Below are 13,854 nucleotides of genomic sequence, written 5' to 3'. Positions count from 1 at the left end.
ATATTGGTTTTTTATTCATTATCCGGCTGTATATCAGAATGTCTGAAAACAATCGTTTGGTTAATAAAGTACAATTTTATAAAATATTCTACTTACTCTACTAATTTATAGACTTTTAAAACTAATTTGTAATAAATACAAATATTAAATTCTTTACAACAAAAAATACACACACCAGATGGCAGCTATTGCAAGTCTACAACCGGACAAAAATCAGATCGAAATTGTATCCAAACTATACCTGTACGGCTCGGAGGCTACTGATGAAATCGGAAACCGGGTCATTGAGGAAATAAACCGGATGTACAACGAGCCTCAGGCAACGATTGATGTCGAAGGAAAACCAATGAAAGTTGTGTTCAACATCAGTTACAAACTTATTTCAACTGCCGAAGCCATGCTTAGAGCGTCAGTCAACCAGAATTTCCGGAACAACTACATCCGTATTGAAAACGAAAACCACATTACCCGGTCTTTCATGGGTTTTGGTTTGGGCGATAACGTCGGGCATTGGCTGACAACGGACAATCTTGGTGTTTCGACCACGGCTGCGCATGAATTCGGGCATAGCCTCGGTCTCGATCACCCTGCTCAGGTCGACTTTCGGGGCAGTAATACACCTCCGCCTATTATGGCACCAAGAGGCAGCCTTGTTGATCCCCAATATCAATGGAACCCACAAGCCGTAGCTGGTGAATTCGGCGGCACCATGAACCCCAAATATCGTAAAGTAACAGCAGAAGAGGTCCGGCTGATTTTGCAGGACCTCTCTTTTGAAAACGATAAAAATTTATATCTCGGCCAGATATCAAACACGCTTTTCGACAAAACCGGCAGTCCGACACACTGGTTATCCTGACCTAGTTTCTGGGTGGTTTTCCTCCGTTCAGTAACCCCTGCATTCTTTCGAGGGTTTTCTTTTCGCCGCAAAGTGATAAGAACGCCTCTCGTTCCAGGTCAAGCAGGTATTGTTCTGTGACGTTTTGTGGATAACTCAAATCCCCGCCGTTGATAACATAGGCAAGTTTGTTGGCAATTTTGGCATCATGCTCGCTGATAAAATTAGCGAGTTTCATTTGCGCAATACCCGTCATAAACAAAGCCATACCAGCCTTTCCCTGAACTTTGATATCATTTCTCTGTTTTGGCTGCGTATAACCGTTGTCTGCAAGGTCGATTGCTGCCTGCTTCGCTTCCGCGATCAGGCGGCTGCGGTTCAGCACAATCTGATCTTTTTCCTGTAAATAATTCATTGCACGCGCATCATGTGCAGAAGTAGAAACTTTTGCCTGCGCAATATTCATGAAAGCAGTCTGAAGAATATTTAATTCCGTGTCTCCGGCCTGGTACATATCGGAGCACCTCAGCGCCATTTCTTTGGTGCCACCGCCCGCAGGAATAATCCCTACGCCAAATTCCACCAGACCAATATAGGTTTCCGCATGCGCTACCACTTTATCGGCATGAAGGTTAAGCTCGCAACCTCCACCCAATGCCAGCGTATGCGGTGCGGTAACCACCGGAATCGAAGAATAACGGGCCCGCATCATCGTCTGCTGGAATTGTGCGATAACCATATTGATCTCGTCAAATTCCTGCTCAATGGCAAACATAAACAGCATGGCCAGATTGGCACCGGCGGAAAATGCCTCGCTGGATTCATTGCCGATAACCAGTGCGCGATAATCCTTTTCAGCCAGACTTATCCCTTTCTGAATGCCTTCAATTACCTCAGAACCCATTGTGTTCATCTTGGATTTGAATTCAAGATTCAGAATTCCGTCCCCGATGTCGTACACATTTGCACCTGCATTTTTCCAGACAATGTTGTTCGTCAGGTTGCTCAAAATGATAAAGCTATCCTGTCCCGGAATTACTTTATAACTTTTTGATGCGATATCATAATACAGTTTTTTGCCGTTCTCAACCTTATAGAAAGACTCATGGCCGGCTCCCAGCATTTCATAAACCCAGGCCGCAGGTTTGGCATTCAGCTCTTCCATGATGGCGAGCATTGCTTTTACGCCCACAGCATCCCAGGTTTCAAACAAACCCAGTTGCCACCCAAAACCGGCACAAATGGCCTGGTCAATACGGAATATCTCGTCAGAAATTTCCGGAATTCGGAAAGTGGCATATTTAAAACAATCTGAAAAAGTTCTTCTGTAAAACTCGCCAGCCTTATCTTTTCCAGCCAAAAGCACACTGAAACGCTTGGCCACATCACCAATCGCCTTGGTTCCTTCCAGCGTCGCAAATTTTACTTTTTCAGAAGGTTTATATTCCAAAGTCTGAAAATCAAGTGCCAGAATCACCGACTTGCCCTTTTCGTCCTTTATTTTTTTATAAAAACCTTGCCCCGTTTTGTCGCCCAGCCACTTGTTATCGTACAGTTTCTGCATGATGACAGGCAGCTTGAAAGCGTCGCGGGATTCGTCCGTTCCCTCGCCCGAGGCATACAAATTATTCGCCACATGAACCGTGGTATCCAGCCCAACCACATCCGAGAGGCGATAGGTACCAGATTTCGGCCTGCCCACCACAGGACCGGTAAGCTTATCCACTTCATCAACCGATAAATTCATTTCCTCAGCCACACGAATGGTCTGGATCAGGGCGAAAATACCGAGACGGTTGGCAATAAAACCAGGTGTATCCTTACAAAGTACCGTCGTTTTACCCAAAAACAAGTCGCCATAATGCATGAGGAAATCAACAACGGACTTGTCTGTATCAGTTGTCGGAATAATTTCCAACAAACGCAGGTAACGCGGCGGATTAAAAAAGTGCGTTCCACAGAAATTCTTCCTGAAATCTTCACTGCGGCCTTCTGCCATCAAATGAATCGGAATTCCGGAAGTATTGGAGGTAATCAGCGTTCCCGGTTTACGAAGCGCATCTACCTTTTCATATAAACTTTTCTTGATGTCAAGACGCTCCACAACAACCTCAATCACCCAATCGTAGTCTTTGATATCTTTCAGGTTATCGTCAAAGTTGCCGAGTTTGATCCTCGATGCAAAAGCCGGGCTGTAAAGTGCCGCCGGTGTTGCCTTTAAAGTTTGCTGAAATGAATCATTTACGATCCGGTTCCGGACAGCAGGATGATCCGTATTAAGTCCTTTTGCTTTCTCCGCATCGCTGGTTTCTTTTGGAACAATGTCCAGAAGCAACACCTCTACACCAATATTGGCAAAATGGCACGCAATCCGTGACCCCATAATACCCGAGCCCAGAACGGCTACTTTACGAATAGAACGATTCATTATTTAAAGGTTTTGGTTTGTTGTACTTATTGGAGCCCTTAGCAGGCACTGTTTATCAAAATTCGTCTTCGATTTCCCCGGCCTTCAATTTCTGATTTTCTTCTTCTACCAACCGGTTAATATCCTTAATCACGTCGAAAAACACGACAAGCTTGTCCAGAGGAATTTTATCTCGGATCATCGTATTGAAAGATAAGACCCCTTCACGCGATAACTCCCGTTTTTCCTTGCCCAGATCCGTCAGCACAATTCGCACAAAACGCTTGTCGCTTTCGTCCACCTCACGACGGATCAATCCTTTTTCTTCAAGATTTTTAAGCATACGCACCAAACTTCTCGGCTCCATACCTAACAGCGGAGCAATCTTGGTTGCCGGCGTACCGTGCTCTATATCAATATTTAACAACACATAACCAACCGCCATGGTGGTATCAAAGCGAGCCGCATAAGCATTGTACATCCTCGAAATAGAATGCCACGCCCACTTAATCTGGAAGTCAATTGTCTTTTCCTTGCGCATCTTTGAATTTGGTACGGTGTCAGTAAAGTACTGTTCACAAATGTAAGAAATCAAATTAATATTATGCAAGCATACTAATTTAGTTCTATAAAAAAACGCGCCGGAATTTTTTCAGCTCCGGCGCGCCAGTTTTATTTACTTCTCGCTGATCAGTTTATCCATCAGCTGATTGAAATCAGCAACAAATTCATCATAATATTTCCCGGTTCCGGGGCCGGAAAAACCCGTGTGTATCTCCCGCACCTTACCTTTTTTATCAATAAAAATGGTCGTCGGATACGACATCACCTTATTTAACATCGGCAATGCTTTACCCGTCGCTTCGTTTGTGTTTGTCCCGGCAAGCAAAACCGGATATTCAATACCCAGGCGGTCCGCCATTCTTTTCAGCTTTGGCGCAGAAACCGCGAGATCATTCGAATGCTCAAATGCCAGACCGACAATTTCAACACCTCTCGACTTATTCTTTTTGTACCAGGGTACCAGATAATTGGTTTCGTCCATACAGTTCGGACACCATGAACCCATAATCTGGATGATCACCGCTTTATCTTTAAACCGTGGATCCTTGAACGAAAGTGGTTTCCCGTTGGCATCGGGAAAAGTAAAATCAACGGTTTCAAAACCCGGTTTCAGATAGGTAAGTTTCGTTGCATCCGGTAATTTGGCGTTCTCATCCAACACGGCTGTGAAAGTTTTATAGCCCTTAATACCCGACCAAAACGCCCCTTTCAGGGTACCGTTTTTCAGGATAACCGCTTTGATCAGATAAGCATTCGAGCCGTCAAAAGTGGACAGGTATACACTATCGCCCTTCACATTGCCCGAAAGAAAACGATAATCGCTCGTCGGTGTCAGGAAGGAGCCTTCCACAATATTCCCTTTCTGCGTAAAACTGCCCACCGCAACACTCGAATCTTTGGTCACTTCGTTCTTGAAAACGGTGGCGTATTTACCCGTGACATTTTTTACATCTTCCTCAGCATTTTCTTTAAAAAAGCGATACGAATCGCCAAAAGCCGCCTGAAAAGGTAAGGAGCCCAGCACCTTTTTCCCATCCAGTCTTTTATAAACACCCGTCATTTTATCACCATGCACCGAAGCCGTGATCTCAGAGTCAAAAAGCTGCATCGGGATATGAAGCGAATCCTTGTCAAAATAGGCCGTATCCATTTTCAAACGCTCACCGCCATTGACAGAATAGACGGTATATGTCTTACCATCAGGATTTTTAGAAAGGTCAAGAATAACCGGAAGCAATTGCCCGTCACGTGTCAAAGTCGCCCGCCAGGTTCCCGGTTTCACAACCGTATCGGCAGATGAGTGACATCCCCAGATACTTACAGTGGCAAATAATCCAAATATTAATTTTATTGCTCTCATATTCAATTTATTGATATAGAATTACAGGTATCGCAAAAAAATTAAATCCCTGCCCAGGCGCAATTCGTACCATTGAAAATTGCTAAGTTTGTAACGGCCTGACGGCAAGAATTAGTTCCTATCTACGTTGCTTTTAATAAATGGATCTTCCTAGTACATATCATGAACCTGTAATGCTGTCCGAATGTCTGGACGGCCTGAATATCCGTCCTGACGGCATCTATGTGGATGTTACGTTTGGCGGAGGAGGACATTCGCGGGCGATTTTAGAAAAATTAACAACCGGTCGTCTTTTGGTTTTTGACCAGGACCCGGATGCAATAGCGAACGCAGAACAATGGAAGGATGATCCGAGATTTACGTTCATTGCAGCTAATTTCCGCCATATCAAGCGGTATCTTAAACTGCATAAAGCGGAAAAAGTAGATGGCATCCTGGCGGACCTTGGTGTTTCATCGCATCAGATCAACACACCGGAGCGTGGTTTTTCAACCCGTTTTGAGGCAGATCTGGATATGCGGATGAACCCGAACAATGAAAAAACGGCGCGCGAAGTTTTAAATGTGCGCTCGGCCTCAGAATTGCAATCAATTCTGGGAAGATATGGTGAAGTGACCAACGCCCGTACGGCGGCGGAAGCAATATTTTCGGCGAGACATAATGCGCCTATCGAAACGGTTAATGACCTGAAAGGGATTTTGATGCGTTACGCCCCGAAACACCGTGAAAACAAATATTTCGCACAGGTTTTTCAGGCTTTACGCATTGAGGTCAACGACGAAATGAAGGTGCTGGAAGAGTTTTTGATGCAGGTACCGGAGGTTCTGAATCCCGGAGGAAGGCTGGTGGTGATGTCGTATCACTCGCTGGAAGACAGACCGGTAAAAAACTTTATCCAGAAGGGGAAATTCGACGGGGAGGTTGAAAAGGATTTTTATGGCAATGAAATCAAGCCGTTGAAAAGCATTACCCGAAAACCGGTCGAAGCGACGGAAGAAGAAGTAAAACGCAACCCACGCGCGAGAAGCGCCAAATTGCGGATTGCCGAGAAGCCGGAATAGGCTCGGTTTTTGTAATGTAGATTAAAAGTGTTGGCTTGAAAAGGGATTGTGGCCTATGTTCTGTCACCCGTTCCGGGTTTTACAGGGGGATAAACCAGGATAAATTTTCTACAATACTTTCATCCCTTCGGGATTGCGATTGGTTAGAATCTAGGAAAGGATTTTTATAGAAAACCCATCATGCAATTATTTCAATATCAAAAAGCCAGAATGACGCCGGGGCTCAATAATCCCGAAGGGATGAACGATATTGTAGCATCGGTTGACGAAGAAGCAATTTGAACCCCGTAGGCGTGTCACATTTTACAATTTGATGTATTTCAACCTTTAAAAACAAAAATTTTACCTCTATTTGAACAATTGAATTTTGGTAAAACTGACGCAATAATCAATGATTTTTAATGACATTTAACTGTTATAAAAAACATGGCTGAAAATAGAAGAAGACCAAAACCCGCATCGGAAAAGGCACCTAAACCGAAACGGGAATATAACCTTTTCAACTGGCTGAACCGTTTTCTGCCGTTGGACACGATCTTTGGCGATAATGTTCCCGGACAGGAAGAAAGGGTTCCGGTAAAATATTTTTACTATTTCGGCTGGATTGTCCTTCTTTTGGTAATTTATGAGAGAATAGGATTTCAGTCGGAAGAATATGTCAGAAATAGCATCAAACTAAAAAAAGAGGTCGATGACCTTCGGGCTGAATACACGTCTATTCAGGCCGAATATATGAAAAGCGGCAAACAGTCTGTGATCATTGAAAAGGTGAAACCCGACGGATTGGAAGAAAACCTCAATCCAACAAAAAAGATTATCATCAAAAAGGATTAAAACACTTCATATCTATTTATTGACATCACCCGGGCATGAAGACTGACATAGAAAGCGGCCAAAATAATAAGAAAGCACTGATATACCGGGCACGTGTGGTTGCCCTGTTACTCTTCGTGTTTGCAGTCATGGTTTTTGGAAAACTGCTCCACGTGCAATACTACGCGACCCATAAGGGCAAAACCTGGTCGGAATATGCGGTCAAAAATGACCTGAAGCTCGATACGATACAGGCCATGCGCGGCAGCATTTTTTCAAGCGACGGAAGTCTGCTCGCTACTTCATTACCTTATTACTATGTAGGTTTTGACACGAAAGTTGCTGATTCGGCTTACTTCTATAACAATGTAGACCAGCTTGCCAGTTTGCTTGTAAAAAATTTCGGAGAAAACACTTTTGATGGTTACAGAAACAAACTTGTCAGATATCGGGTCAGCAAAAACAAACGATATCTGCGTTTGAAAAGCAAGGAAATCGGTTATCTGGAACGTGAGAAGGTAAAAGAATGGCCATTTTTTAGCAAGGAAAAAAAGGGCGGGGGAGGAAAGTTTGAAATGATCTACAAACGTTACAAACCTTTTAGCCCAATGGCCGACCGCACAATCGGTGGCACGGATCCCAAAAGCGGACGTGGTTATATTGGTATCGAAGCAAGTTTTGACAAAGATCTGGAAGGCAAGGAAGGCGTCAATCTGGTGGAGCAGGTGGAGGGCGGTATAAAAATCCCGGTGGGAGACGCCCTGAACATTCAACCAGAGGCCGGAAAAGATATTTATACGACGCTGGACATGAACTTTCAGGACATGGCCGAAATTGCTTTAAGAAGAAAACTCACCGAAGCCCAGGCAGATTTCGGCTGCGTGATTGTTATGGAAGTCGCGACGGGAGAAATTCGGGCGATGGCAAATCTTACGAAACGTCCGGACGATAAGTACGAAGAAGTTTTCAATTACGCACTGGCCGGAAGTACGGATCCCGGCTCTACCTTCAAGTTGCCGACGATGATGGCTTTGCTGGAAGAAACAAAAATGAACCCGAATCAGGTGACGGTTAATACCGGAACAGGCTCGGTTCGATTTCGCGGACTTGCTATCAACGACTCAAAAAGAGGCGGACATGGGGTGCTGACAGCCGCTCAGGTATTTGAAAAATCATCGAATATTGGCGTTCATTTGCTGATGCAGCGGTATTTTTTCTCAAAACCTGATAAATATCTTCAATACCTTAAACAATTTCACCTGACAGAACCAACCGGAATCCATATGAAAGGTGAAAACCCGCCTTACATCAAAGACCGGTCCTCGAAGCAATGGAATAACTACTCCCTTACTTTCATGTCTTACGGCTACGAAATGCGCATGACGCCGCTGCAAACACTCGCTTTGTACAATGCGGTCGCCAATGACGGATACTGGGTGCGGCCGATGGTTGTGAGGGAGGTACGCAGCGCTGAAAAACTGGAAGACAAGATATTGCCATATGTTTCTGAAAAGCCGATCTGCTCGCCGGAAACGCTGCGTAAAATTAAAATCATGCTGGAAGGCGTTGTGGAGCATGGCTCGGCAAGAAATATCAAAACTGATCTTTACAAAATTGCCGGAAAAACCGGAACAGCCCAGAAGCTGATCAACGGGATTCATACCGCCGGTAAGTATTACACTTCCTTTGCAGGTTATTTCCCGGCAAACAGACCCAAATACAGTTGTATCGTGATTATCGACACGCCGCGCGGAGCGAAAGAAAACTATCAGCTTTACGCCGGTAGTGTCGCTGCACCCGTATTTAAGGAAGTGGCCGACCGTATTTACGCATACGACCAGAGCATTCAGAAAACATTAAAAGATACCAGCCGCGGTGCCGAGAAAATTGTAAAATGGGCAGGCAGAACTTCCGATCTGAAAGTTATCAGCGACGAGTTGAAACTGACACCGGTAACGGAAGAAAATGAATACGCAGCCGGTTCTATTTTACTAAAAGGCAAAACCAACTGGAAACCGCGCAACATTGAGTCCAAGGATGTGCCGGACCTACAGGGCATGGCCATGCGCGATGCGTTGTTCATTCTGGAAAACAAGGGCTTCAAAGTGACATTCAAAGGTTCGGGTAAAGTGGTGGAACAATCGCTCCCGCCAGGTACCAATAAAAGCGGACTTAAAACGATCCTGTTAACATTACAGTAAATCCATCAATGGAAAGCATTCAAAAACCAATTCATAGTTTAATAGCCGGAATCGCAGGCGTAACAGTTCACGGGTCCGGAGATGTTGTTGTTAATAAAATCATTATCGATTCCAGGCGTGTTTTGCCCGGAAGTCTGTTTGTTGCATTAAGGGGGACACAGGTTGACGGACATCAGTTCATTGAAACCGCATCTGATCTTGGAGCATCGGCTATCTTATGCGAAGACCTCCCTGCTCAGCCAAGAGAGGGAATCACCTATATTCAGGTTCAGGATTCAGCGCTGGCAATGGGTTTCATTGCTGCTTCGTTTTACGATCATCCCTCTAAAAAACTTACACTGGTAGGCGTAACGGGGACCAATGGAAAAACCTCGGTCGCGACATTCCTGTTTCAACTTTTCAGAGCTTTGGGTTATCGTTGCGGATTGTTATCTACGGTACAGAACCAGATTGAAGACGACGTGATCCCCTCCACGCATACCACGCCGGATGCTGTTGCATTGAATGAGCTCCTGGCGTTGATGCATGAAAAAGGCTGTTCACACGTGTTTATGGAGGTAAGCTCTCATTCCGTTGCACAGCACCGGATTACTGGATTGCGTTTTGCGGGAGGAATTTTCACCAATATCACCCATGATCACCTCGATTTTCATAAAACTTTTGATAATTACATCGCCGCCAAGAAAGGCTTTTTCGACCAGCTGCCGAAAGGCTCATTTGCACTCGTCAATATCGACGACCGCCGTGGTTCGGTAATGGTTCAGAATACAAAAGCACGGATAGAAACCTATTCGCTGCAAACGCTCGCGACCTATAACGGAAAAATCCTTTCGGATACGCTGACCGGAATGCACATGGAAATCAATAACCAGGAGGTCTGGTTCCGGGTTATCGGGCGATTTAACGGTTATAACCTGCTTTCTGTATACGGAGCCGCAGTGGCACTTGGAGAGTCGCCGGAGGAAGTTCTGACGGCATTGTCCAATCTGAACAGCCCTCCCGGCCGGTTTGAACAAATTCATTCGGCTGATAACATCGTTGGTATTGTGGACTACGCACACACGCCGGATGCCCTGGAAAATGTTTTGCAGACCATCGCACATCTACGTCATGGCAATGAGCAGGTGATTACGATTGTTGGATGCGGAGGAAACCGCGACGCTGCCAAAAGACCTAAAATGGCTGAAATCGCCTGCAATTTAAGTACACGCGTTATTCTGACTTCCGACAACCCGCGTTATGAAGAGCCGCAGGACATTCTGGATCAGATGCTTAAGGGTGTTCCGCCTTTAAAATATAAAAACACGACCGTAGTTCCTGACCGTCATGAAGCCATTTTCAAGGCGGTTGCCGAGGCCAATCCGGAAGATATTATTTTGATTGCCGGTAAAGGCCATGAGACTTATCAGGAGATCCGCGGCGTAAAACATGACTTTGATGACAGGCAGGTGTTGAGAGAGGCATTTTTTAGTTTTCATTCCCAAAAAGAATAAAAATTCAGGACACGTTGCGTAGTCTGCGAGAAAACGTCAACTTTGCAAGCGCTAATCACGATTTTACATGCTTTATTATCTATTCGACTACCTAGACAAGCAATTTAACATACCCGGAGCGGGCGTATTTCAATACATTTCTTTCCGCGCACTCGGTGCTACGGTGCTGTCTTTATTCATTGCAGCCACCTACGGAAAATGGATCATCAACTTCCTGCGCAGACAACAGGTTGGTGAGTCGATCCGTGATCTGGGTTTGGAAGGTCAAATGGAAAAAGCAGGCACACCAACCATGGGTGGGTTTATCATTCTGGCATCCTTGCTGATTCCGGTATTGCTGTTCGCCAAACTATCCAATGTCTATATCGTGCTGCTGCTTATTACTGCTGTATGGACAGGCATGATCGGGTTTATCGACGATTATCTTAAGAAATTCAAAAATAATAAGGAAGGTCTGCACGGACGGTTTAAAATTGTCGGTCAGGTCGGACTCGGGCTTATCGTGGGCTTAACACTATCTTTTAACGACCACGTCAAAATCCGGATATACGAACAGCCGCTTTTAAGCTCATCCCTTGGAGAAGTGCAGCGGTACAAAGATTTGGTACATCCGACTGTAACGACCCTGCCGTTTTTCAAAAACAACGAGTTTGATTACAGAACGCTGCTTTTTGGATGGCTTCCAGAGGAGTATACCTGGGTTATCTACACCATCATTGCTATTTTCATTATCACGGCCGTATCCAACGGCGCCAACATTACCGACGGAATTGACGGTTTGGCAGCAGGGATTTCAGGGATTATAGCCCTTGCGCTGGGCGTACTGGCTTACTTGTCTGGTAATACAAAATTCTCTCAGTACCTGAACATCATGTATATTCCCAATTCGGGAGAACTTGTGATTTTCTGTGCTGCTTTTGTCGGGGCCTGTGTCGGGTTTCTCTGGTACAATGCCTATCCAGCGCAGGTTTTCATGGGAGATACAGGAAGTTTGATGCTTGGGGGCGTTATTGCCGTAGTAGCGTTGGCCATCCGGAAAGAATTGATGATCCCGATTTTGTGCGGCGTTTTCCTTTCCGAGCTCGTCTCCGTGATCACACAAGTCAGCTATTTTAAGTATACGAAAAAGAAATTCGGCGAAGGCAGGCGAATACTGCTCATGTCTCCGCTTCACCACCATTACCAGAAAAAGGGTTTGCACGAAGCAAAAATTGTAACCCGCTTCTGGATCGTCGGAATTATCCTCGCCATTCTGACACTGGCAACTTTGAAACTGAGATAAAAATAAAAAGCGTTCACGGAGATTTTTCCATGAACGCTTTTCTTCTTTTTCGGGGTACTTATCGTCCTACTTGTTCTGAATATCTTCTCGGATCATATCCTTTTGCAAACAGCGGATACTGATCAAAAATCCTTCTCACCACACTCCGGTAATGGTTGTTTGAGTTTTCAACACCCTTGAAAATGCCCGAAGCATAACCTCTCCATACCACCTGATCACTTTCTGCATCGATCAGCGAAACGATTAACGTGCCCTTATCCAGCGCATACTTAATCGGCTCATATCGGAAACCATCGTTCTCTGTATCCACCCAGTTTTTGATCACGGGCTGCATATATCCCTGATAACGCAGGTTATCATAGAAAATACCATAGTTTACTAATAGTGTAGGTTTTTCAGCGGTAAGCTTGTAGCCCCTTACCTGCATCTGACGACGGATTGCCTCATAAATTTCTGTACAAAGATTATTTGTATCGCGCTCACATTCCAAAAATGTATAAGAGGAATAATCTTTGAAATTTGTTTCATAACTGTAGTCATGTTCCACAAATACTTTACGACCACTCGAGCAACCCGCTAATATCAATATCACTAATAAAGCGGCATAAGGTTTAATAGACTTCAGCATAAGCATTTCATTTTGTCAGGTTATAAATAGATATAGTTACTCTAATATTGAAAACCCACTCATCAATAGCTTATGCCGTCCGTCTGCCCTGGAACTACCCCATATAATAAGCTACTGCTTTACGCATATCTGAAACCGGCACTGCAATGTCGTAACCGCACTTTCCGGCTCCTTCCAAAAGAGAAAAACGTACTTCGCTTCCTCTGTTCTTTTTGTCCTGACGGGTTAAAGCTATGATTGGCTCCACATCCTCAGGCCTTATGAGCACCTTGCCATAAGTAGCAAAGATAAACTCCTCAATATCAACCAATGTCTTCCGATCTATCAGCCCTCTTTTAAATGAGAGGTAACTTTCCATGATCATACCTACTGCAATTGCTTCCCCATGGAATAATCTTTCGCTCTCGGATTTACCTAAAAAATACGTTTCAACGGCATGTCCCAATGTGTGCCCGAAGTTCAGGATTTTTCTCAATCCCTTCTCCGTAGGATCCTGATCCACGATATTCTGTTTGATCTTAACGGAATGCGCAATCAGATCAGCCCAGTTTTGTTCTTCAAAATCATTGTGACTGATTACCTTCCACTTTTCTCCATCTGCAATCAGACAATGTTTTATAATCTCCGCAAAACCTGAACGGATTTCCCTTTCAGACAAGGTTTTCAGAAAAAACGGATCGATTAATACACTGTTTGGAATATTAAAAACACCGATATGATTCTTAAAACCATGAAAATCAATTCCCAATTTACCTCCTACACTCGCGTCAACCTGTGACAGTAACGTAGTTGGAATCTGAATAAAATCTATCCCGCGTTTGTAAACTGCCGCACAAAAACCACCCATATCCCCTATCACACCGCCGCCAATGTTGATGACCAAAGCATGTCTGTCAAGCTCAGCCGATGTCATGCTTTCCCAGATGGTCTCGCAAGTAGCCATTACCTTGTGTTTTTCGCCACTTGACACCGTTACTAATTTGTGTTTCGGCAACAATGGCTTTATCAATGGATAACAATACCTGCGGGTATTGGAATCGGCAATAACAAACACTTTCGAATACTGTGCTGAACTAATAAACGCTGGTAAACTTTCGGTAATGGGTGCTAAAACTACGGACTGAGTCATTCTAATCAATTCAATAAAAATACAATGCTCATCAAATATACGATGATGAGGCCATATTGGATGCGTGAATAATTAACT

The 13,854-nt window shown here is 44.4% G+C and carries 11 protein-coding genes; 6 read left to right on the top strand and 5 right to left on the bottom strand.

Annotated elements, in window-relative coordinates; translation table 11 throughout:
- Positions 1-178: 178 nt before the first annotated feature.
- Positions 179-859 carry a hypothetical protein gene (locus M1L62_RS20765; protein ID WP_254561545.1) on the top strand — a complete coding sequence of 227 codons (681 nt, stop codon included), beginning with the start codon at positions 179-181 and terminating at the stop codon, positions 857-859.
- 1 nt (position 860) lies between these two features.
- Here the strand turns inward: M1L62_RS20765 and M1L62_RS20760 are convergent, their stop codons facing one another.
- The 3 genes from M1L62_RS20760 to M1L62_RS20750 all read right to left on the bottom strand — a co-directional run bounded on the left by M1L62_RS20760 (position 861) and on the right by M1L62_RS20750 (position 5,169).
- A complete protein-coding gene (locus tag M1L62_RS20760) occupies positions 861-3,266 on the bottom strand; it encodes a 3-hydroxyacyl-CoA dehydrogenase/enoyl-CoA hydratase family protein (protein ID WP_254561544.1) in 2,406 nt (801 codons plus the stop codon).
- Positions 3,267-3,321: 55 nt separating this feature from the next.
- Complete coding sequence (locus tag M1L62_RS20755; protein ID WP_254561543.1) at positions 3,322-3,786, bottom strand: MarR family winged helix-turn-helix transcriptional regulator; 465 nt, start codon at positions 3,784-3,786, stop codon at positions 3,322-3,324.
- A 135-nt stretch (positions 3,787-3,921) separates the two neighbouring features.
- The gene (locus M1L62_RS20750) at positions 3,922-5,169 is read right to left on the bottom strand and encodes a peroxiredoxin family protein (RefSeq protein WP_254561542.1); all 1,248 of its coding nucleotides are present in this window, start codon (positions 5,167-5,169) and stop codon (positions 3,922-3,924) included.
- Between the two features lie 140 nt (positions 5,170-5,309).
- Here M1L62_RS20750 and rsmH point away from each other — a divergent pair, with 140 nt between their 5' ends.
- From rsmH to mraY, 5 genes are all read left to right on the top strand, one after another.
- Complete coding sequence (gene rsmH / locus M1L62_RS20745; RefSeq protein ID WP_254561541.1) at positions 5,310-6,230, top strand: 16S rRNA (cytosine(1402)-N(4))-methyltransferase RsmH; 921 nt, start codon at positions 5,310-5,312, stop codon at positions 6,228-6,230.
- A gap of 426 nt (positions 6,231-6,656) precedes the next feature.
- Complete coding sequence (locus M1L62_RS20740) at positions 6,657-7,064, top strand: FtsL-like putative cell division protein (protein ID WP_254561540.1); 408 nt, start codon at positions 6,657-6,659, stop codon at positions 7,062-7,064.
- 35 nt (positions 7,065-7,099) lie between these two features.
- Complete coding sequence (locus M1L62_RS20735) at positions 7,100-9,244, top strand: PASTA domain-containing penicillin-binding protein (RefSeq protein WP_254561539.1); 2,145 nt, start codon at positions 7,100-7,102, stop codon at positions 9,242-9,244.
- Between the two features lie 8 nt (positions 9,245-9,252).
- A complete protein-coding gene (locus tag M1L62_RS20730) occupies positions 9,253-10,737 on the top strand; it encodes a UDP-N-acetylmuramoyl-L-alanyl-D-glutamate--2,6-diaminopimelate ligase (protein WP_254561538.1) in 1,485 nt (494 codons plus the stop codon).
- A gap of 67 nt (positions 10,738-10,804) precedes the next feature.
- Positions 10,805-12,019, top strand: a complete 1,215-nt coding sequence (gene mraY, locus M1L62_RS20725) for a phospho-N-acetylmuramoyl-pentapeptide-transferase (protein ID WP_254561537.1) — start codon at positions 10,805-10,807, stop codon at positions 12,017-12,019.
- 58 nt (positions 12,020-12,077) lie between these two features.
- On the opposite strand, the gene M1L62_RS20720 is transcribed toward mraY, so the two are convergent.
- Positions 12,078-12,653 (bottom strand): DUF4136 domain-containing protein, encoded by a 576-nt coding sequence (locus tag M1L62_RS20720; RefSeq protein WP_254561536.1) that lies wholly within the window; start codon positions 12,651-12,653, stop codon positions 12,078-12,080.
- An 88-nt stretch (positions 12,654-12,741) separates the two neighbouring features.
- On the bottom strand, positions 12,742-13,776 hold the full coding sequence (gene aroB / locus M1L62_RS20715) for a 3-dehydroquinate synthase (RefSeq protein ID WP_254561535.1): 1,035 nt from the start codon (positions 13,774-13,776) through the stop codon (positions 12,742-12,744).
- Between the last annotated feature and the right edge of the window lie 78 nt (positions 13,777-13,854).

Source organism: Dyadobacter diqingensis (assembly GCF_024220585.1).
GTDB classification, from domain to species: domain Bacteria; phylum Bacteroidota; class Bacteroidia; order Cytophagales; family Spirosomataceae; genus Dyadobacter; species Dyadobacter diqingensis.
The sequence above is the reverse complement of the archived record's forward strand: the minus strand, read 5'-3'. Positions and strand labels throughout refer to the sequence as shown.